This window comes from Bradyrhizobium sp. BR 1433 (assembly GCF_051547665.1).
Taxonomy (GTDB): domain Bacteria; phylum Pseudomonadota; class Alphaproteobacteria; order Rhizobiales; family Xanthobacteraceae; genus Bradyrhizobium; species Bradyrhizobium australafricanum.
Window position 1 is genome coordinate 6,245,416 of sequence record NZ_JBPUGG010000001.1, and the last position, 19,695, is coordinate 6,265,110.

A 19,695-nucleotide genomic window follows, 5' to 3' on the forward strand; every position below is an offset into this window, starting at 1 on the left:
TTTCGCGGCGGCCGTGTCATGAGCGGCAAGATCATGGACGGCCACATCGAGCCGATGGTCGGCCGCTACGTTCACGTCGAGATCGGCGGCGAGCTGCACCGGATCTATTTCGAGGAGAACGGCACGGGCATTCCGCTGGTCTGCCTGCACACCGCGGGATCGGATGCGCGGCAGTGGCGCCATCTGCTCGCGGATACGCAATTTGCCGAAAATTTCCGCATCATTGCCTTCGATATGCCCTGGCATGGCAAGTCGAATCCGCCGATGAGCTGGACCGGCGATGAATACCAACTCACCACTGCGCGCTACACCGAGACCATCCGCGCTTTCTGTCGGGCGCTGGGGCTGGAGAAGCCTGTGGTGATGGGCTGCTCGATCGGCGGCCGCATCGTGCTTAACCTTGCGATCGAATATGCCGCCGAGTTCCGCGCGCTGATCGGGCTCGAGGCTGCCGATTTCCAGGCGCCGTGGTATGACACGAACTGGCTGAACCGGCCGGATGTTCACGGCGGTGAAGTCTGCGCCGCGCTGGTGTCCGGGCTGATCGCCCCGCAAAGCCCAGAGCCTGCGCGGATGGAAACGCTGTGGGCCTACAAGCAGGGCGGCCCCGGCGTGTTCAAGGGCGACCTGTATTTCTACCGTGTCGACGGCGACCTGCGCGGCCGGGTCGCGTCAATCGAGACTAAAGTATGCAACCTCTATCTGCTTACGGGCGAGTATGATTTCTCCTGCACGCCCGAGGATACGAGGCGGACCGCAGCGGCAATAGGGGGCGCCAGCGTCACGATCATGGAGCAGCTCGGTCATTTTCCGATGAGCGAGAATCCGGAGCTGTTTCGCCGCTATATCGCACCCGTCCTCGCTGATATTCTCACGCACTAGAACGACCGTTTCCACGCAAGGAGTAGACGTATGACACGCAACTATCTGATCGGCTTCGCGCTCGCCGCCGCGCTGGGCGCGAGCCAGGCGCAAGCCCAGGAGCTGACCGGCACGCTGAAGAACATCAAGGACACCGGCGCGATCACGCTCGGCTACCGCGACTCCTCGATCCCGTTCTCCTATCTCGACGACAACCAGAAGCCGGTCGGCTACGCCATGGACATCTGCTACAAGATCGTCGATGCCGTGAAGAAGGAGCTGAAGCTCGACAAGCTCGAGGTCAAGCTCAACCCGGTGACCTCGGCGACGCGTATTCCGCTGATGGCCAACGGCACCGTCGACCTCGAATGCGGCTCGACCACCAACAATGCCGAGCGCCAGAAGCAGGTCTCCTTCACCAACAGCCACTTCCTGACCGCCAGCCGCTACGTCACCAAGAAGGCGAGCAAGATCAATTCGATCGACGATCTGAAGGGCAAGACGGTGGTCTCGACCGCCGGCACCACCAACATCAAGCAGCTGACCGAGGCCAACCTCGCGCGCGGGCTGAGCGTCAATATCATCCCGGCCAAGGATCATGCCGAGGCCTTCCTGATGGTCGAGACCGATCGCGCGGTCGCCTTCGTGATGGACGACATCCTGCTCGCGAGCCTCGTCGCCGGCTCGAAGTCGCCGGATGACTACGTGATCTCCAAGGACGCGTTCTCCAAGCCCGAGCCCTACGGCATCATGCTGCGCAAGGACGACGCGCCGTTCAAGAAGGTCGTCGACGCCGCAACCGCCGCGCTCTACACCAGCGGCGAGGGCCAGAAGATCTATGACAAGTGGTTCACCCAAAAGATCCCGCCGAAGGGCCTGAATCTCAACTCGCCGGCTGGACCGGAGATGAAGAAGCAGTTTGCGAAGCCGTCGGACTCTCCGGATCCGGATGCCTATCTGGTCAACTGACCGCTGCGTATGACCCGTCGCCTCCTTTTGGCAGCGGGTCCTGAAAGTTAGCATGTCCGGCCATTTTTGGAGGAGAATGGCCGGACATTTGCATAGACGCCGCGCGCGATGCCGGCGTAATGCCGTGACCGGCACGGCCGCGTGGGGGACCTGTGAACTACAATTGGAACTGGCACATCTTCCTTGAGCCGAACCCGATGGGGACCGGCACCTATCTCGACCTGTTGCTGTCGGGGCTGGTGGTCACCGTCAAGGTGTCGGTGCTGGCCTGGATCATCGCGCTGGTGTCCGGCTCGGTGATCGGCGTGCTGCGCACGCTGCCGTCGCGGACCGCGTCGTGGATCGGCTTCTGCTGGGTCGAGTTCTTCCGCAACATGCCGCTCTTGGTGCAGCTGTTCCTGTGGTTCTTCGTGCTGCCCGAATTGTTGCCGCGGTCGGCCGGGCTGTGGCTGAAGCAACTGCCGAATGCGCCGTTCTGGACCGCCGCGATCGGCGTCGGCTTCTTCATGTCGGCGCGCGTCGCCGTGCAATTGCAGGCCGGCATCACCTCGCTGCCGCGCGGGCAGAAGCAGGCCTCGACCGCGCTCGGCCTCACCACGGTGCAGACCTATCGCTACGTGCTGCTGCCGATGGCATTCCGCATCATCCTGCCGCCGCTGACCTCCGAATTCCTCAACACCATCAAGAACAGCGCGGTCGCCATCACCATCGGCCTGATCGAACTGACCGGCCAGGCCCGCTCGATGCAGGAGTTCTCGTTCCAGGTGTTCGAGGCGTTCACGGCGGCAACCGTGCTCTACCTGCTCCTCAATTTCGTCGTGGTGACCGCGATGCGCTTCCTCGAGCGCTATGTCGCGATCCCCGGCTACATCACGGGCAAATGACGATGATCGGCAGTTTCGATTTCGACGTCATCCGCCGCTCGCTGCCCTACCTGTTCCTGGAGGGCATGCGCTTCACGCTGACCTTGACCGCGCTCGCAGCGTTCGGCGGCTTGGTGTTCGGCACCCTGATCGCCCTGATGCGGCTGTCGAGCTACAAGGTGCTCGGGCGCATCGCGGGCTTCTATGTCGACTTCATCCGCTCGCTGCCGCTGGTGCTGGTGATCTTCTGGTTCTACTTCCTGGTGCCGTATATCGGGCAGTGGCTGACCGGCGCGTCGCGGCCGATCACGGTCGGCGCCTTCGCCTCCTCGCTGATCACCTTTATCGCGTTCGAGGCGGCGTATTTCTCCGAGATCATGCGCGCCGGCATCCAGTCGATCTCGAAGGGCCAGCCGGCCGCGGCCAGCGCGCTCGGCCTGACCTACGCGCAGTCGATGCGCTACGTCGTGCTGCCGCAGGCGTTTCGCAACATGCTTCCGGTGCTGCTGACGCAGACCATCGTGCTGTTCCAGGACACCTCGCTAGTCTACGTGCTGTCAATCCCGGATTTCCTCGGCGCCGCCAGCAAGGTCGCGCAGCGCGACGGCCGCCTGGTCGAAATGTATCTGTTCGCCGCGCTGGTCTACTTCGTCATTTCCTGTATCGCGTCCTACGGCGTTCGCCGCCTGCAGGCGCGCATTGCCATCGTTCGCTGAGGCATGACCCGGAAAAGTGGGAACCGGTTTTCCGACAAGGTCATGCCTAAACAAAAAAGCTGAGCCATCATGATCGAGATCAACCACGTCAACAAATGGTACGGGCCGAGCTTCCAGGTGCTGAAGGACTGCACCACCAGCGTCGCCAAGGGCGAGGTGGTGGTGGTCTGCGGCCCGTCCGGCTCGGGCAAGTCGACCCTGATCAAATGCGTCAACGCGCTGGAGCCGATCCAGGGGGGCGACATCACGCTCGACGGCGTCAAGGTCAACGATCCCAAGACCGACCTGCCGAAGCTGCGCTCGCGCGTCGGCATGGTGTTTCAGCACTTCGAGCTGTTTCCGCATCTGCGCATCATCGACAATCTCCGCCTCGCACAGGAGAAGGTGCTCGGCCGCAAGTCTGAGGACGCCACCGCCAAGGGCATGAAGCTTCTGGAGCGCGTCGGGCTGAAGGATCACGCGAAGAAGTTTCCCGCCGAGCTGTCCGGCGGCCAGCAGCAGCGCGTCGCGATCGCCCGCGCGCTGGCGATGGACCCGATCGCCATGCTGTTCGACGAGCCGACCTCGGCGCTCGACCCGGAGATGATCAGCGAGGTGCTCGACGTGATGGTGGACCTCGCCCGCGAGGGCATGACCATGATGGTCGTGACCCACGAAATGGGCTTTGCCAACAAGGTCGCCGACCGCGTCATCTTCATGGACCGCGGCGAGATCGTCGAGGACGCCAAGAAGGCCGACTTCTTCGGCACGCCGCGCAGCGACCGCGCGCAGAAGTTCCTGTCGAAGATCCTGCAGCACTGAGCTGAGGGAGCGCCGGACGCCCCTCCGTCATTGCGAGGAGCTCGCGACAAAATTGCGAAGCAATTTTGCGCTGAAGCGACGAAGCAATCCATCCGCGTAGCCGGCACTATGGATTGCTTCGCTTCGCTCGCAATGACGTGGAGGGCCTGGCTGTGATTCCGGGATGGTCCGAAGGACCAGACCGCAGGTACGCAATTGCGTAGGGGGAATCTCGAGATTCCGGGTTCGATGCTGCGCATCGCCCCGGAATGACGGCGGCTACAGGGTTTTCCCCCGTTAACAATTTGCGTATACGAAGGCCTGAAACCCCCTTCGTCCGCAGGAGAACTCGCGTGGAAAAGATCGCTTACGTCAACGGCTCGTTCGTGCCGCATTCGGAGGCCAAGGTCTCGGTCTTCGACCGCGGATTCCTGTTCGCCGACGGCATCTACGAGGTGGCGGCGGTGCTCGAGGGCAAGCTGATCGACAACGCCTCGCATCTGGCGCGGCTCAAGCGTTCGGTCGGCGAGATCCAGCTCGCGCTGCCGGAGACGCTGGAGCGGATCGAGGAGATCCAGAAGGAGCTGGTTGCGCGCAACGACCTCGTCAACGGCATGGTCTATCTCGAGGTCACCCGCGGTGCCGACAAGGGCCGCGACTTCGCCTTCCCGAAGGCCGACGTCAAGCCGACGCTCGTGATGTTCACCTCGGAAAAGGACATCATCAACGCGCCCTCGGCCAAGACCGGCATCAACGTCATCACGGTGCCCGACATCCGCTGGGAACGGCGCGACATCAAGAGCGTGGCGCTGCTGGCGCAGGTGCTGGCCAAGCAGGCGGCGGCCGCGGCCGGCGCCGGCGAAGCCTGGATGATCGAGGACGGCAAGGTCACCGAGGGCGGCTCGTCCTCGTCCTTCATCGTCACCCAGGACGATGTCATCGTGACCCGGCAGAACGGCAACGAGATCCTGCCCGGCTGCACCCGCAAGGCGGTGGTCAAGCTCGCCGAGGAACGCCAGCTGCGCATCGAGGAGCGCGCCTTCACGATCGAGGAAGCGCTCGCCGCCAAGGAAGCCTTCATCACCAGCGCTTCCGTGTTCGTGCAGGGCGTGGTCGCGATCGACGGCAAGAAGGTCGGAGGCGGCAAGGTCGGCCCGATCACCGACCGCCTGCGCGAGATCTACGTCGAGTTCGCCCGCGCGACGGCGGTCTGACTACCCGGAGCGACTTTTTTATCGTCACCCTGAGGTGGCCGCTCCTTTAGCGGCTCTCGAAGGGTCGACGGCCCGACCGTGGCCGTACATCCTTCGAGGCTCGCCGAAGAGGCTCGCACCTCAGGATGACGGGGACAGATCATCGTTTGTCTGCCCTCACGCCGCCGCCTTCGCCTTCACCGGATGCACCGCGCGGAAGCCGATGGCGATCCGGTTCCAGGCGTTGATTGCGCCGATCAGCGTGGTCAGGTTGACCAGCTCGCTGTCCGAGAACTGGGCGCACACGGCTTCATAGTCGGCGTCGGGCGCATGCGTCTCGGACACCAGCGTCAGCGCTTCGGTCCAGGCTAGCGCCGCGCGCTCGCGCTCGCTGTAGAGCGGGGATTCGCGCCAGGCGTTGAGCAGATAGAGCCGCTGCTCGGTCTCGCCATGCTTGCGGGCGTCCTCGGTGTGCATGTTGATGCAGTAGGCACAGCCGTTGATCTGCGAGGCGCGGGTCTTGACCAGCTCGATCAGCGATTGCTCGAGGCCGCTCGCAGCAATCTGGTTTTCGACCGCGACCAGCGCTTTGATGGTTTCGGGTGCGGCCTGGTAGAAGTTCATACGGGGCTTCATGGTCGTTCTCCGTGGTTGTGGCTTGGGTTAGTGCGCACCGCCGCCAGCGAGCTGGCCCGGCTTCTTCAGGAAGAGTGTCGCCGCGAGTGCGACGATCAGCGCGACGCCGAGCAGGTAGAAGGTATCGCTGAAGGCGAGGATGTAGGCTTGCTTCTGCACGACCTTGCCGATCGCCGCGATTGCGCGGTGGGCGGCCGCGGCCTGGTCGGCGACGCTGTGGTTCATGAAATACTGCGTCAGCTGCTCAATCCGGCTCCGCGTGGCCTGTTCCAGCAGCGAGACCGACTGCATCAGCACGTTGGAGTGATATTGCTCGCGTTTGGTCAGCAGCGTCTGCAGCACGGCGATGCCGACGGCGCCGCCGAGGTTGCGCATCATGTTGAACAACGCGGAGGCCGAGCCCGCGTTCTCCAGTTCGATGCCCGCGGTCGCAACCGCCGACAGCGGCGCCATCACCAGGGCCTGACCGATCGCGCGGACGATGTTGGGCCAGAACAGCTGGTCGGTGGCGTAGTCGTTGGTCATGAAGATGTTCATGAAGTTGGAGCCGGCGAACAGCGCGAAGCCGACGCCGATGATGATGCGGGGGTCGAAGCGCTGCATCAGCCGCGGCACCAGCGGGATCAGCACGAGCTGTGGCAGCCCGGTCCAGGCCAGCACCATGCCGATCTGCTCGGCATTGTAGCCCTGGATGCGCGACAGGCATTGCGGCAGGATGAATACCGAGCCGTACAGCGCGATGCCGAGCAGGAAGTTGGCCAGCATGCCGAAGCCGAAATTGCGGCGGGCGAGCAGGCGCAGATTGAGCAGCGGCTTCTCGACGGTGAATTCGACGATCAGGAAGGCGACCAGCGCGACCGCCGCGATGACAGACAGGCGGACGATGAAGGGCGAGCCGAACCAGTCGTCCTTGTTGCCTTCCTCCAGCACGGTCTGCAGCGCGGCGAGCCCGATCGCCATGGTGATGATGCCGAGCCAGTCGCCCTGGCGGATCAGCGACAGCTTCATCGGGCTCGGATCGAGCGAGACGTACAGCATCGCGATCATCACGGCGCCGGGCACCAGGTTGACATAGAAAATGTACTGCCAGCCCCAGTTCTCGGTCAGATAGCCGCCGATGGTCGGGCCGATCGCCGGCGCGAACGTCGCCGACAGCGCGAACAGCGCGAGCCCGATCGGCTGCTTCGCCTTCGGCAGCAACGTGATGATCAGCGTGAACGCCATCGGGATCAGCACGCCGCCGGTGAAGCCTTGCACGGCGCGCAGCGCGATCATCTGCGGCAGGTCCTGCGCCAGCGCGCATGCCGCCGAGAACACCAGGAACAGCGCGGCGTTGGTGAGCAGATAGATCCGCACCGAGAACACCTGCGCGAGCCAGCCGGAGAGCGGGATCACCACGATCTCGGCGATCAGGTAGGAGGTCGAGATCCAGCCGCCGTCGTCGATCCCGGCGCCGATCGCGCCCTGCACATCGGCGAGCGAGGCGTTGACGATCTGGATATTGAGCACCGCCATGAACGCGCCGAGCGTCGCCCCGATCACCGCGATCAGGTTTTCGTGGGGATCGCAGGCGCCGCCGGCGCTGCGGGGGTGGGGAGCGCGGCGGCGTTCGCTGCGTCGGCTGTGGGCTGAAGTGCGGTCATCGGCGTGTTCTCTGGCTCACACACGCAAGATGTATTAGGCGGGCACTTTCGATAATCCGGGAAAGACTGGAAGGATTGTCCTGTCGCGGTTGATAATCGGGCGCTGTTACGACGCGCGACGCAGATCCTTCATCTGCCAGCCGTCAGTTCGTGAGGTGGGCACACCTCTCAGGCCCCTCTCCCGCTTGCGGGGGAGGGCGGGTGGGGCTCTCTCCGCGAGTCGTGTCGTGGAGAGAGCCCCCACCCGCCGTGCGCTACGCGCACGTCGGCCTCCCCCGCAGGCGGGAGAGGCGAAGAAAGTTCGCACTCTTATCGTTGACCGTAGTCTCTATCCGCCGTTCGCCCGCGTCACTGATGCCAGCCGCCGCTTCTCCTCGCGCTCGGCCAGCACCGTTGCCTTGGTGTTGACGGTCGGGATCGCCGACATGCCCGGGCGCAGCAGTCCAGTGAGGCTGTGATCGTCGAGCACGATCTTCACCGGCACGCGCTGCACGATCTTGGTGAAATTGCCGGTGGCGTTGTCGGGCGGCAGCAGCGCGAATTCGAGGCCGCTGGCCGGCGACAGGCTGTCGACATGGCCCTTCAGCGTGGTGCCGCGAAAACTGTCGACGGTGAGCTCGACCGGCTGGCCGTTGCGCACATGGGTCAGCTGCGTCTCCTTGAAATTGGCGACCACATAGACCGCGTCCAGCGGCACCACCGCCATCAGCTGGGTGCCGGCCTGCACATATTGCCCGACGCGCAGCGTGCGGGCGCCGACCGTGCCGTCGACCGGCGCGGTGATCCGGGCGTAGGACAGGTTGAGCTCGGCCTGCTGCTCGACCGCGCGAGCACGGTCCACCTGCGCTGCGGCTTGGGCGCGCTGCGTGGTCAACACGTCGACCTTGCGCTGCGCCGCCGACAGCGCCGACTTCGCGTGCTGCAATTGCGCGGTGTTGGCGCGCAGCGCCGCGTCGGTCTGTTGCGCACGCTGAATGGTGCCGGAGCCGGACTTCATCAGCCCGTCGTAGCGGGTCTGCTCTTCCTGCGCGAATTTCAGGTTGGCCTCGGCGGCGGTGACGTCGGCGGTGCTCTGGTCGATGATCGGCTGCTGCAATTCGAGCTGGGCATCGAGGTTGCGCACCGAGGCGCTGGCGGCGTCGACATCAGCCTTGGCCTGGCCGAGCGCGGTGCGGTAATCGCGGTCGTCGATCTCGGCCAGCAGCTGGCCGGCCTTCACCGGCTGGTTGTCGGTGACCAGCACGCGGGCGATGTAGCCCGAGACCTTCGGGGCGATGATCGTGGAGTCCGCCTTCACATAGGCGTCGTCGGTCGATTCGAGGTAGCGGCCGGTGGTGACGTAGTCGTAACCAAAGTCGGCTGCCACGGCGACGCCGATGATCGCGGCGAGCCCGAGCGCCACCCGCTTGACCGCTTTCCGCGACGGGCGGAGGCCGATTTTTGTTGCTTGTTCAGGGACATAAGTAGTGGTCGACATGGCATCCTCCGGGTCGAACATTCGCGTCCTTCCAGAAAGGGCGCCCAGTACGCCCCCTTAGATGCAATGTCCTCCCCGCTGTGATAATCCCGATAAAACTGGAAGCATTATCAAGCCAGCGCTGATAATCCGGACCTTGCCGCATGGATCGCCTGACCAGCCTGACCGCCTTCGTCCGGGTCGTGGACACCGGCGGCTTTTCCGCGGCCGGCCGCAAGCTCAACATGTCCACCACCATGGTGAGCAACCACGTGCAGTCGCTGGAGGACCGGCTCGGCGCCCGGCTGCTCAACCGCACCACGCGCAAGGTCAGCCTCACCGAGGTCGGCCAGGCCTATTACGACCGCTGCGTCCAGATCCTCGCCGACATCGAGCAGGCCGACGACATCGCGGGCGCCCAGCAATCGGTGCCGCGCGGCACCCTGCGCATCTTCACCAACACCCATCTCGTCCAGTTCCTGTCGCCCGCGGTGGCCGAGTTCCTCGCCACCTATCCCGAGGTCAAGGTCGATCTCACGATCGGCGAGCGCAATGCCGATCTGATCGACGAGAACTACGATCTCGCCGTGCGCATGGTGCCGCCGCCGGACTCCAGCCTGATCGTGCGCACCATCGCGACCTGGCGCCACGTGCTGTGCTGCTCGCACGGCTATATCAAACAGCACGGCAAGCCAACGCTGCTGGCCGACCTCTCCGCGCGCAACTGCATGCGCCACGCCAACTATCCCTATGGCGACGAGTGGCGCTTCGCCGACCGCAAGGGCACGCCGGCTGCGGTGCGCGTCTCCGGAAATCTGATCTCCAACAGCGGCGAAACCCTGAAGCTCGCGGCGCTGGCCGGCGTCGGCGTCTTCCTCGCGGCCGGCTTCCTGGTCCGCGACGAGCTGGAGTCGGGACAACTGGTCCGTCTGCTGCCCGAATACCGGCCGGTCGAGCTCACCATGAATGCTGTCTATCCGCACCGCCATCATCTGTCAGCGAAGGTCCGCACCTTCATCGACCTGCTGGTCCATCACGCCACCGAGCAGCAGAAGCTGATCAATCCGTATTCGTGATGGGAGGTGTGCAGGGTGGGCACGCTTGCACTGAGCGGCCTCCGCGCTCCGGTGATGGAGCTGGCCGCATTTCTCTCTGTTCGTCTCTCTCTGTTCGTCGTCCCGGCGAAGGCCGGGACCCATACGCCGCGGCTTGTGTCGTGAACGGGATCCGTCGTTCCACTGTCGCGCAACCATGACCAGCTGTGGTTATGGATCCCGGCCCCCCGTGCGCAATTGCGCACTAACTAGGCCGGGACGACAGTGTGTGTGTTGCACGGCCGGTGAGTCAGGCATCCGCAAGCTGGCAGCCCCGCCGCGCCACCCCAGATGACGGAACTAGCAGCAGAGCGCTTTCCTACCGCGTCATGATGGCCCGGCATCCCTTGCATGGCGTTCGCGTGTATGAAGACGGCAGCGTCTGCCGCCGGGGCCTGCCATGCCGTTTCGTCTCCTCGCATCACTCCTGTTCGCGCTCGCAGCAAACCTGCTGCTGCAACTGCCTGCGCGCGCCGCCTATCCCGACCACATCGTCAAGATCGTGGTGCCGTTCGCGCCGGGCGGCGGCACCGATGTCGTCGCGCGGACGCTGGCGCAGGAGATGCAAAAGGATCTCGGCGTCACCGTGATCATCGAGAACAAGCCGGGCGCCGGCACCATCATCGGCACGCAGAGCGTGGCGGCGAGTCCACCCGACGGCTACATGCTGCTGATGGCGACCTTCGCCAACGCGGTCAATCCGAGCCTCTACAGCAAGCTGCCTTATGATGCGCACAAGGATTTTGCGCCCGTGGCGCTGGTGGCGCGCTCGTTCAACGTCGTCGTGGTCAATCCCGCTTCGCCGATCAAGTCGATTGCCGATCTGATCGCGGCCGCGAAGGCCGATCCGCAGAAGCTGTCCTACGGCACCTATGGCACCGGCACCTCGGCGCATCTCGCCGGCGAACTGTTCAAGCACATGGCCGGGGTCAATCTCACCACCGTTCCCTACAAGGGCGCGGCGCCCGCCATCACCGACCTCTTGGGCGGTCAGATCCAGGTGATGTTCACCACGGTGGCAAGCTGCGCCTCGCTGGTCGAGGCCGGGCAGCTGCGCGCGATCGGAGTGACGTCCGCTGAGCGCTCGGCCGCGTTCCCGCAATTGCCGACGGTGTCGGAAGCCGGCGCCTCCGGCTATGTCGCCGAATCCTGGTACGGCCTCTACGCGCCGGCGAATACGCCGCCCGACATCATCGATCGCCTCAACAGATCGGCGGCAAAGGCCGTGCAGGCGGAGGCCTTCAAGAAGCTCAGCGTCAATGAGGGCCTCGTGATGGTGGCCTCACCGCCGACCGAGCTCGACCGCTACTTTGCCGGCGAGGAAGCGCGCTGGCGCAAGGTGATAAAGGACGCCGGCATCAAGGCCGAATAGGCGGCATGCGCCAGGTGACGATCACATCTTTTTGCGTCGCATTGCCGTAACCGTGATTCTAGACGCAACGGACCGGTTCCTGGATCGTTGCCATGATCAGCGGAACCTCCCGCCTTGAGCTGTGTCTTGCGTCAAAGAGTAGGCCATGTGGATTTTGTTGCTGCTGCCGTTCATCGGCTTGCTGTGGGTGCCGTTCTATAATTTCGTCGAGCCGTCGCTGTTCGGCTTTCCCTTCTTCTACTGGTACCAGCTCGCCTGGGTGCCGATCTCCTCGCTCTTGATCTGGCTGGTCTATCGCAGCCGCCGGCCCGATACCAACGAGCCGCGGTGAGGGGACAGCCATGACCGATCACATCGCCTGGGTGGCGCTCTCCGTCTTCATCTTCTTTTTCGCGCTCGTCACCGTGATGGGCTTCTTCGCGGCGCGCTGGAAATCCGGCCCGGTCAGCGAGCATCTCGACGAATGGGGCCTCGGCGGTCGCCAGTTCGGCACCTGGATCACCTGGTTCCTGGTCGGCGGCGATTTCTACACCGCCTACACCGTGATCGCGGTGCCAGCGCTGGTCTACGCGGTCGGCGCCTACGGCTTCTTCGCGCTGCCCTACACCATCATCGTCTATCCCTTCGTATTCGCTGTCATGCCGGTGCTGTGGAAGAAGGCGCATGCGAACGGCTACGTCACCGCCGCCGATGTCGTCCACGGCGCCTATGGCTCGCGCGCGCTCGAGCTCGCGGTGGCGCTGACCGGCCTGGTCGCGACCATGCCCTACATCGCGTTGCAGCTGATCGGCATGGAGGTCGTGATCAAGGCGATGGGGCTATCCGGCGAACTGCCGATCATCGCCGCCTTCGTGATCCTCGCGCTCTATACCTATAGCTCCGGCCTGCGCGCGCCGGCGCTGATCGCCTTCGTCAAGGACATCATGATCTACATCGTGGTGCTGGCCGCCGTGGTCGTGGTGCCCGCGAAGCTCGGCGGCTACGGCGCGGTGTTCTCGGCCGCCAACGACGCCTTCACGGCGAAGGGCGGCGCCACCGGCCTGACGTTGAAGCCCGGACAGTATCTGCCCTATGCGACGCTGGCGCTGGGCTCGGCGCTCGCCGCCTTCATGCATCCGCACACGCTGACCGGCATCTTCGCCTCGAAGTCGGCGGATACCATCCGCAAGAATGCGATCCTGCTGCCGGCCTATACGCTCTTGCTCGGCCTGATCGCGCTGCTCGGCTACATGGCCTATGCCGCCGGCATCAAGGTGACTTCGCCGAACGACGTGGTGCCGATGCTGTTCAAGACGCTGTTCCCGGAATGGTTCGCGGGCTTTGCGTTCTCGGCGATCGCGATCGGCGCGCTGGTGCCGGCGGCGGTGATGAGCATCGGCGCCGCCAATCTGTTCACGCGCAATGTCTGGAAGTCCTACGTCAACCCGGACATCTCGCACGCCGGTGAGGCGTCGGTGGCGAAGATCACATCGCTGGTGGTCAAGGTCGGTGCGCTCGCCTTCATCTTGTTCCTGCCGACGCAATATGCGCTCGACCTGCAACTGCTCGGCGGCCTCTGGATCGTGCAGACGCTGCCGGCGCTGGTGTTCGGGCTGTTCACCGTCTGGTTCCGCGCCGAAGGGCTGCTGCTCGGCTGGGCGGTCGGCATCGGCTGGGGCACGTATACGGCGTGGAGCAACGGGCTGAAGCCGCTCGCCAGCATCTCGCTCGGCGATGCCAGCTACAGCTTCTATGTCGGCCTCGGCGCGTTGCTGCTCAACATCGTCGTGGCGGTGCTCGCGACTGTCGTGGTCGGCCTGATATCACCCGCCAAGCGCCGCGCGGCGGCCTGAGCCGTCGCCTTGGTCTGACGGGGCGGAGGCAAGTCGCGCGGTGAGCCGCGCAACCTCCGCCCTGGTCTTTTCGATCGCGGCGTCCTTCACCGACCCATAGCCGCGGATCTCCATCGGCGCCTTTGCCAGCGCGACGAGATCGGGCAGCCGTGCCTTGTCGAGCTTGCCGAGCATGGTCTCGATCAGCGCCTCATACCAGGTAATCAGCTCGCGCTCGGTGCGGCGCTCCGCGGCGTAGCCGAACAGGTCGAAGGGTGTGCCGCGCAGCCCTTTCAGGCTCGCGAGCAACCGCAGCGGCGTCTGGATCCACTGTCCGAACGCGCGCTTCCTCGGCCGTCCCCGTGCATCGCGCCGCGCTGGCAGGAACGGCGGCGCAAGGTGATATTGCACCGTGAAGTCGCCGTCGAACTCCTGGCTGAGCTCGTCGAGGAAGCCGCTCTGCATATGCAGCCGCGCCACTTCGTATTCGTCCTTATACGCCATCAGCTTGAACAGCGACCGCGCCACGGCGTCGGTCAAGGTCTCGCTGCCCAGCGCGGCCTCGGCGCGACGCACGCGGTCGATTGTCGCCCGATAGCGCGCGGCATAGGCCTCGTCCTGATAGTCACGAAGGAAATCCGCGCGGCGCGCGATCACCTGCTCCAGCGTCTCCGGTACATCGGCCGCAGCACCGTCGGCCTTCGGCAAAAACTCCGGATCGGCGAAGGCGATCCGGCCCCAGGCCAGCGCCTGCCTGTTGAGCTCGATGGCGACGCCGTTCAATTCGATCGCGCGCGTCAGCGCCTCCAGCGAGACCGGCACCAGGCCCTGCTGCCAGGCGAAGCCGAGCATCATGATGTTGGCAAAGACGCTGTCGCCGAGCAGCCGCTCGGCCAGCGCGTTGGCGTCGATCATGGTGAGGTTGCCCGACCCGATCACCCGCTCGATCGCGCGCAAGCGAACCGGCGAGGCGAGGTCGGCATCGCGGAAGCGCACCACGTCGCCGGTCGGCATCTCGGCGATATTGACCGCGGCGCGCATTCCCTTGCGATAGGTGCCGGATGCTTTTGCCGACGAGCTCACCACGAGGTCGCAACCGATCAGCGCGTCGGCCGCGCCCTGGTCGATCCGCACCTGATGCAGCGCGTTCGGGCGTAACCGCCAGCCGCAGGTAGCTCAGCACGGGGCCGAACTTCTGCGCAAAACCGGTGAAGTCGAGCACCGAGACGCCGCAGCCCTCGAGATGCGCGGCCATCGCGATCAATGCGCCGACTGTAATGACGCCGGTGCCGCCGACGCCGGTGACAAGGAGATCATAGGGCCGCTCCAGTCTCGCAAGCTCCGGTACCGGCAGCGCGGCTGCGCGCGCCAGCGGATCGATCGCGCTCGCGCTCTTCGCCCGCCGCTTGCCGCCCTCGATGGTGACGAAGCTCGGGCAGAAGCCGTTGAGACAGGAAAAGTCCTTGTTGCAGGTTGAGAGGTTGATCCGGCGCCTGCGGCCGAACGGCGTTTCCTTCGGCTCGACGCTGAGGCAGTTGGATTCCACCGAGCAGTCGCCGCAGCCCTCGCAGACGAGGTCGTTGATGTAGGCGAAGCGCGCGGGATCCTCGATCGTGCCGCGCTTGCGCCGCCGCCGCTTCTCGGTGGCGCAGGTCTGCTGATAGATCAGCACGGTGACGCCGGGAATTGCGCGCAGCTCGCGCTGCACGGCATCCATCGCCTCGCGCGGATGGATGGTGACGCCGGCGGGCAGATCCGCCGGCGAGAAATGCGCGGGATCGTCCGACACCAGCGCGATCCGCGCGACGCCCTCGGCGCGGACAGAGTGCGCGATCGCCTGCACGCTGACCGGGCCGTCGACCGGCTGGCCGCCGGTCATCGCCACCGCGTCATTGAACAGGATCTTGTAGGTGATGTTGGCTTTCGCAGAGATCGCCTGCCGAATCGCCATCGAGCCGGAGTGATAGTAGGTGCCTTCGCCGAGATTCTGGAAGACGTGGCTGTTGCCGGTGAATTTCGATGACGCCGCCCAGTTGACGCCTTCGCCGCCCATCTGGATCAGCGACGAGGTCTCGCGGTCCATCCAGCTTGCCATGAAATGGCAGCCGATGCCGGCCAGCGCCTTGGAGCCCTCGGGCACTTTCGTCGAGGTGTTATGCGGGCAGCCCGAGCAGAAATACGGCGTACGGGTCGCGCCCGGCACCGTGATCATGCGGTCCTGTTCGGGCACCAGCGCGGCAACGCGGCGAGCGAGTTGCAATTCCGGAAACATCGGGTCGAGCCGGCGCGCCAGCACGTCGGCGAGCATGCGCGGCGACAATTCGCCGGTCCAGGAGATCAGCCGCGCGCCGCTCTCGTCATGTTTGCCGACCATCCGGTCCGGCTTGGCGCCGGGATAGTCGTAGAAATACTCCTTGAACTGGCTCTCGATGATGCCGCGCTTCTCCTCGACCACGAGGATCTCGCGCTTGCCTTTCACGAACTCCATCGCATCGTGCAGCGCCAGCGGCCACACCATGCCGACCTTGTAGATGTCGATGCCGAAGCGGCGGCACGCGGCTTCATCCAGCCCGACCAGCCGTAGCGCCTCCATCAGATCGAGATGCGCCTTGCCCGTGGTGACGATGCCGTAGCTCGCATCCTTGATGTCGTAGATGTGGCGATCGATCGGATTGGCTTTCGCGAAGGCGTAGACCGCGTGCTTCTTCGCCTCCAGCCGTTCCTCGATCTGCGGGCCCGGCAGATCCGGCCAGCGATAATGCAGGCCGCCAGGCGGCGGCACGAAATCCGGCTGCACGAAACGGCGCGGCGGCCGCAGCTCGACCGAGGCGCCGGATTCCACGATCTCCGAGATCGCCTTGAAGCCGACCCACATGCCGGAGAACCGGCTCAGCGCGTAGCCATATTCACCGAAGGCGAGATATTCGCCGACATCGGCCGGATGCAGCGTCGGCATGAACCAGCTCATGAAGGCGACGTCGGACTGATGCGGCATCGAGGACGACACGCAGCCATGGTCGTCGCCGGCGACGACGAGCACGCCGCCACGCGGCGAGGAGCCGTAGGCATTGCCGTGCTTCAGCGCATCGCCGGAACGGTCGACGCCGGGGCCCTTGCCGTACCAAAGGGCGAACACGCCATCGACCTCGCGATCTCTTTGCGTCTCGACCTGCTGCGAGCCGAGTACGGCGGTCGCCGCGAGGTCCTCATTCACCGCGGGCAGGAATTCGATGCGGCTGTCCTTGAGCTGCTCGCCGATCTTCCACAGTTCGAGATCGACGCCGCCGAGCGGCGAGCCGCGATAGCCGGAGATGAAGCCCGCGGTGTTGAGGCCGGCAGCGCGGTCGCGCCGCGCCTGGTCGAGCACGATGCGGACGATCGCTTGCGTGCCGGTGAGGAAGACGCGGCCGCGGTCGCGGCTGTAGCGCTCGGACAGCTGATAGGCGTCGAGCAACGGCATCTGGCCCATGACTGACCTCTCCGGGATTCGCGATGTCTGATCCGACAAGGCTATGCCTGTGGGCGTGGTAGGTCTTACCTATCCATTCATTTGTCGCGGAAAAATCGGCAGGATATTGCTGAGAACGATGTAGTTCGGTAGGATCTACCAAATCGAGGGCCTCGCAATGGTCGAAGAGCAGGACGAGAAAATCCTCGCCGAACTGCAGAAGGACGGCCGCGCCACCAACCAGCAGCTTGCGGAAACCGTCGGGATGTCGACCTCGGCGTGCTGGCGCCGGGTCCGTGCGCTGGAAGAGTCCGGTGTCATCTCGGGCTATTCGGCGCTGGTCGCGCGCGAGCGCGCCGGCTTTGCGACCTCGGCGATCCTGCACGTTTCGCTCGAGCGCCACGACGTCAAATTCGTCGACGAGTTCGTCGCGCGGGTGATGAAGCGCCGCGAAGTGCTGGAATGCTTCGCGACCACCGGCGACGCCGATTATCATCTGCGCGTCGTGGTGCGCGACATGGACGCCTACAACAAATTCCTCGACGAGTTCATGTTCCGCATCCCAGGCATCCGCCACGTCCGTACCAACGTGATCCTGAAGGAGATCAAGACCGGCGTGGCGTTGCCGTTTTGAAGTGTGCCGCGACGGCCGCGCCATATATGCGCTGTCGTCCCGGCCTAGTGCGCAATTGCGCACGGGGGCCGGGATCCATAACCACGAATACGCATTGTTGCGCGAGACTGGAACGACGGGTCCCGTCCACCACATCCGCTGCGGAGTATGGGTCCCGGCCTTCGCCGGGACGACGATGTTTGATGCGGCATCTATGCCTCCGCCGGTTTGGCCCGCATCAGAATCATGAACACCATGACATGGCTGACCAGCAGCAGCGGCACATAGAGTGCCGGAATATAGATGCCGGCGCCGAACAGGCCGGGATCGCCGATCTGCACGCCCATGTAATAGGCGTTGAGCAGATCCAGCGTGCCCCAGATGTTGAACAGCCAGACGATCGGAATCGCGATCGCCCACCGCCAGGACAGCGCAGCCATCGCAAGCAGCGCGAGAACGGCGGCGACGAGATCGCCCCATCCGACCTCGCTGGCGAAATCCGCGCTCAATTGCGGCGACACGAACCCGGCCACCATGAAGTTCATGCCCAGGAACCTGAACGCATGGAAGGCTGCGAGCACTCGGAGCGCGTTGTCACGTGGCATCGCGCGGATCGCCGGCCAGACGTAGGTGACGGCCACGACGGCACTTGTCAGAAACCCGCCGGCGACGCTGAGGACGAATGGAAGATTGAAGCCCGGGGGCATCGGCGGATTCCCTTGTTGTCGATCGGTTCGGTTGGCTTGCGTTCAGGACCTTGACGCTCAGGGCTTGGCGACGAGCAGGCGGAGCGGCAGCAGCGGGCCGACCCCGATGTACTCGTGATCCATCAGATCGAGCTTGGACAACGGCAGCCCTTCCATGATCGCGTGCGCCTCGGATACATCCTTGGCGTCGAGCAGAAAGACCACGCCGCGCCCGTCGGAGCGCGAATACCATTCGCGAATCTTGCCGTTGAGATAGAGCTGCACGGTCTGCCGGATTTCGTCCGGCATCACGGCCATCACCTGATCGCGGGTGACGCCGGCTTTCGCAGTGAGGATGACCATCACGCCTGTGGTGATGGTGGAGGCGGCTTGTGCCTGTACTTGGGCTTGAGCAGGGGAGGGAGCGGTCATGATGGTGGCGCCTGTCAGAGTGAGGGTGAGAGCCAGGATTGTGTGACGGATTGCTTGCATCGGTCGCATGTCTCCGTTCACGACGGATGTCGTGATGTCGCGTGAGCAGCGCAGGTCGCGTTGCTGCTGCTTGTGGCTCCGATGTAAGGCAGCTTTCCGCGGGCGACTATTCGCGATAATGTTCACGGGCCATGAAGCAGAACTTCACAGTCCGGCAGGGCGCGCTCGACGGCGTCGAGGCATTCCTTGCCGTCGCCCAGCACCGCAGTTTTCGCCGCGCGGCGGCCGAGCTCGGCGTCACGCCATCGGCGATCAGCCAGGCGGTGCGTGCCCTCGAGGCGCGCCTCGGCGCGGTGCTGTTCATCCGCACCACCCGCAGCGTCGGACTGACCGACGCCGGCGAACGGTTTCTGGCGCGCGCAAGACCGGCATTCGAGGAGCTGGTCGCGGCGAGCGGGGCGGCGCGGGAGCTCGGGCAGAAGCCCGCCGGGCTGTTGCGTCTCACCGTGCCGCGCTCGGTGGTGCCGATCCTGCTCGAGCCGTTGATCGCCTCGTTCTGCAAGGCCTATCCCGAGATCGAGGTCGAGCTCGCCGCCAGCGAGGAATTGGTCGACCTCGCCGCCGGCGGCTTCGATGCGGGCATCCGGATGGGCCAGTTCATCAATCCGGACATGGTCGCGGTGCGCCTGACCAAGCCGTTCCCGTTCGCCATCGTCGGCAGCCCGGACTATCTCGCGCGCCGCGGCCGCCCCAAGCGTCCGGACGATCTGCGCGCGCACGCGTGCCTGCGGCTCCGGCGGTCGAACGGAGGGCTCGCGCCGTGGTCGCTGAACGACAATGGCCGTTCGATCGAGCTTGCCGTGTCGGGATCCTTCATCGGCCATGATTTTCCGACGCTGGTCGGCGCCGCCATCGAAGGCGTGGGCCTCGCGCAAGTCCCCGCACCGCTGATATCAGGCGCCGTCAAGGAGAAGAAGCTCGTCCGCGTGCTGGAGCCATTCGCGCCGACGACGCCGGGCGTGTTCCTCTACTATCCCGGCCATCGCCAGATCATGCCGAAGCTGCGCGCCTTCATCGATCACGTGAAGAGCAGGCCGCGGGCCGCGCGGTGAGGAGAGCCCG

The 19,695-nt window shown here is 64.9% G+C and carries 16 protein-coding genes and 2 pseudogenes; 12 read left to right on the forward strand and 6 right to left on the reverse strand.

Features of this window, described 5'->3' with window-relative positions; genetic code table 11:
- Positions 1–18: 18 nt before the first annotated feature.
- The 6 genes from ACSKB9_RS30120 to ACSKB9_RS30145 all read left to right on the forward strand — a co-directional run bounded on the left by ACSKB9_RS30120 (position 19) and on the right by ACSKB9_RS30145 (position 5,403).
- Positions 19–882: an alpha/beta fold hydrolase gene (locus ACSKB9_RS30120; RefSeq protein ID WP_253637894.1), complete on the forward strand. Its 864-nt coding sequence runs from the start codon at positions 19–21 to the stop codon at positions 880–882.
- 30 nt (positions 883–912) lie between these two features.
- Positions 913–1,830 (forward strand): amino acid ABC transporter substrate-binding protein, encoded by a 918-nt coding sequence (locus ACSKB9_RS30125; RefSeq protein WP_225162203.1) that lies wholly within the window; start codon positions 913–915, stop codon positions 1,828–1,830.
- A 152-nt stretch (positions 1,831–1,982) separates the two neighbouring features.
- A complete protein-coding gene (locus ACSKB9_RS30130; RefSeq protein WP_050385176.1) occupies positions 1,983–2,714 on the forward strand; it encodes an amino acid ABC transporter permease in 732 nt (243 codons plus the stop codon).
- Positions 2,715–2,716: 2 nt separating this feature from the next.
- Positions 2,717–3,409 carry an amino acid ABC transporter permease gene (locus tag ACSKB9_RS30135; RefSeq protein WP_225162205.1) on the forward strand — a complete coding sequence of 231 codons (693 nt, stop codon included), beginning with the start codon at positions 2,717–2,719 and terminating at the stop codon, positions 3,407–3,409.
- A 69-nt stretch (positions 3,410–3,478) separates the two neighbouring features.
- Positions 3,479–4,210 carry an amino acid ABC transporter ATP-binding protein gene (locus tag ACSKB9_RS30140; protein WP_057015476.1) on the forward strand — a complete coding sequence of 244 codons (732 nt, stop codon included), beginning with the start codon at positions 3,479–3,481 and terminating at the stop codon, positions 4,208–4,210.
- Positions 4,211–4,542: 332 nt separating this feature from the next.
- Positions 4,543–5,403 carry a D-amino-acid transaminase gene (locus ACSKB9_RS30145; RefSeq protein ID WP_028332971.1) on the forward strand — a complete coding sequence of 287 codons (861 nt, stop codon included), beginning with the start codon at positions 4,543–4,545 and terminating at the stop codon, positions 5,401–5,403.
- Between the two features lie 156 nt (positions 5,404–5,559).
- On the opposite strand, the gene ACSKB9_RS30150 is transcribed toward ACSKB9_RS30145, so the two are convergent.
- The 3 genes and pseudogenes from ACSKB9_RS30150 to ACSKB9_RS30160 form a co-directional block, all read right to left on the reverse strand.
- Positions 5,560–6,018 carry a carboxymuconolactone decarboxylase family protein gene (locus tag ACSKB9_RS30150; RefSeq protein WP_438077652.1) on the reverse strand — a complete coding sequence of 153 codons (459 nt, stop codon included), beginning with the start codon at positions 6,016–6,018 and terminating at the stop codon, positions 5,560–5,562.
- A 27-nt stretch (positions 6,019–6,045) separates the two neighbouring features.
- Positions 6,046–7,661, reverse strand: a pseudogene (locus tag ACSKB9_RS30155) (MDR family MFS transporter).
- A 328-nt stretch (positions 7,662–7,989) separates the two neighbouring features.
- On the reverse strand, positions 7,990–9,138 hold the full coding sequence (locus ACSKB9_RS30160; protein ID WP_438077654.1) for an HlyD family secretion protein: 1,149 nt from the start codon (positions 9,136–9,138) through the stop codon (positions 7,990–7,992).
- 143 nt (positions 9,139–9,281) lie between these two features.
- Here ACSKB9_RS30160 and ACSKB9_RS30165 point away from each other — a divergent pair, with 143 nt between their 5' ends.
- The 4 genes from ACSKB9_RS30165 (at position 9,282) to mctP (ending at position 13,415) form a co-directional block, all read left to right on the forward strand.
- Positions 9,282–10,193 carry a LysR family transcriptional regulator gene (locus tag ACSKB9_RS30165; RefSeq protein WP_438077656.1) on the forward strand — a complete coding sequence of 304 codons (912 nt, stop codon included), beginning with the start codon at positions 9,282–9,284 and terminating at the stop codon, positions 10,191–10,193.
- A 418-nt stretch (positions 10,194–10,611) separates the two neighbouring features.
- Positions 10,612–11,583 carry a tripartite tricarboxylate transporter substrate binding protein gene (locus ACSKB9_RS30170; RefSeq protein ID WP_438077658.1) on the forward strand — a complete coding sequence of 324 codons (972 nt, stop codon included), beginning with the start codon at positions 10,612–10,614 and terminating at the stop codon, positions 11,581–11,583.
- A 145-nt stretch (positions 11,584–11,728) separates the two neighbouring features.
- Positions 11,729–11,914 (forward strand): DUF3311 domain-containing protein, encoded by a 186-nt coding sequence (locus ACSKB9_RS30175; RefSeq protein WP_438077660.1) that lies wholly within the window; start codon positions 11,729–11,731, stop codon positions 11,912–11,914.
- A 10-nt stretch (positions 11,915–11,924) separates the two neighbouring features.
- Positions 11,925–13,415, forward strand: a complete 1,491-nt coding sequence (gene mctP, locus ACSKB9_RS30180; protein WP_438077662.1) for a monocarboxylate uptake permease MctP — start codon at positions 11,925–11,927, stop codon at positions 13,413–13,415.
- On the opposite strand, the pseudogene ACSKB9_RS30185 reads toward mctP, so the two are convergent.
- Positions 13,386–16,863 (reverse strand): annotated as a pseudogene (locus ACSKB9_RS30185) (indolepyruvate ferredoxin oxidoreductase family protein). The gene mctP and the pseudogene ACSKB9_RS30185 overlap by 30 nt on opposite strands.
- A gap of 157 nt (positions 16,864–17,020) precedes the next feature.
- Between ACSKB9_RS30185 and ACSKB9_RS30190 the strand changes: the two are divergent.
- A complete protein-coding gene (locus ACSKB9_RS30190; protein WP_057015467.1) occupies positions 17,021–17,476 on the forward strand; it encodes an Lrp/AsnC family transcriptional regulator in 456 nt (151 codons plus the stop codon).
- A gap of 191 nt (positions 17,477–17,667) precedes the next feature.
- Here ACSKB9_RS30190 and ACSKB9_RS30195 read toward each other — a convergent pair whose 3' ends face one another.
- Complete coding sequence (locus ACSKB9_RS30195) at positions 17,668–18,162, reverse strand: hypothetical protein (protein ID WP_438077664.1); 495 nt, start codon at positions 18,160–18,162, stop codon at positions 17,668–17,670.
- A 57-nt stretch (positions 18,163–18,219) separates the two neighbouring features.
- The gene (locus ACSKB9_RS30200; RefSeq protein WP_438077666.1) at positions 18,220–18,633 is read right to left on the reverse strand and encodes a hypothetical protein; all 414 of its coding nucleotides are present in this window, start codon (positions 18,631–18,633) and stop codon (positions 18,220–18,222) included.
- Between the two features lie 131 nt (positions 18,634–18,764).
- On the opposite strand from ACSKB9_RS30200, the gene ACSKB9_RS30205 reads away from it, so the two are divergent.
- Complete coding sequence (locus tag ACSKB9_RS30205) at positions 18,765–19,685, forward strand: LysR family transcriptional regulator (protein WP_076827592.1); 921 nt, start codon at positions 18,765–18,767, stop codon at positions 19,683–19,685.
- Positions 19,686–19,695 lie beyond the last annotated feature (10 nt).

Bases quoted from the DNA above. Each gene is read 5' to 3' on its own strand.
- ACSKB9_RS30165 (WP_438077656.1), top strand. From the start codon at position 9,282: ATGGATCGCCTGACCAGCCTGACCGCCTTCGTCCGGGTCGTGGACACC.
- ACSKB9_RS30170 (WP_438077658.1), top strand. From the start codon at position 10,612: ATGCCGTTTCGTCTCCTCGCATCACTCCTGTTCGCGCTCGCAGCAAAC.
- ACSKB9_RS30140 (WP_057015476.1), top strand. From the start codon at position 3,479: ATGATCGAGATCAACCACGTCAACAAATGGTACGGGCCGAGCTTCCAG.
- ACSKB9_RS30195 (WP_438077664.1), bottom strand. From the start codon at position 18,162: ATGCCCCCGGGCTTCAATCTTCCATTCGTCCTCAGCGTCGCCGGCGGG.
- ACSKB9_RS30125 (WP_225162203.1), top strand. From the start codon at position 913: ATGACACGCAACTATCTGATCGGCTTCGCGCTCGCCGCCGCGCTGGGC.
- ACSKB9_RS30190 (WP_057015467.1), top strand. From the start codon at position 17,021: ATGGTCGAAGAGCAGGACGAGAAAATCCTCGCCGAACTGCAGAAGGAC.
- ACSKB9_RS30205 (WP_076827592.1), top strand. From the start codon at position 18,765: ATGAAGCAGAACTTCACAGTCCGGCAGGGCGCGCTCGACGGCGTCGAG.
- ACSKB9_RS30200 (WP_438077666.1), bottom strand. From the start codon at position 18,633: ATGCAAGCAATCCGTCACACAATCCTGGCTCTCACCCTCACTCTGACA.
- ACSKB9_RS30120 (WP_253637894.1), top strand. From the start codon at position 19: ATGAGCGGCAAGATCATGGACGGCCACATCGAGCCGATGGTCGGCCGC.
- ACSKB9_RS30135 (WP_225162205.1), top strand. From the start codon at position 2,717: ATGATCGGCAGTTTCGATTTCGACGTCATCCGCCGCTCGCTGCCCTAC.
- ACSKB9_RS30160 (WP_438077654.1), bottom strand. From the start codon at position 9,138: ATGTCGACCACTACTTATGTCCCTGAACAAGCAACAAAAATCGGCCTC.
- ACSKB9_RS30175 (WP_438077660.1), top strand. From the start codon at position 11,729: ATGTGGATTTTGTTGCTGCTGCCGTTCATCGGCTTGCTGTGGGTGCCG.
- ACSKB9_RS30150 (WP_438077652.1), bottom strand. From the start codon at position 6,018: ATGAAGCCCCGTATGAACTTCTACCAGGCCGCACCCGAAACCATCAAA.
- mctP (WP_438077662.1), top strand. From the start codon at position 11,925: ATGACCGATCACATCGCCTGGGTGGCGCTCTCCGTCTTCATCTTCTTT.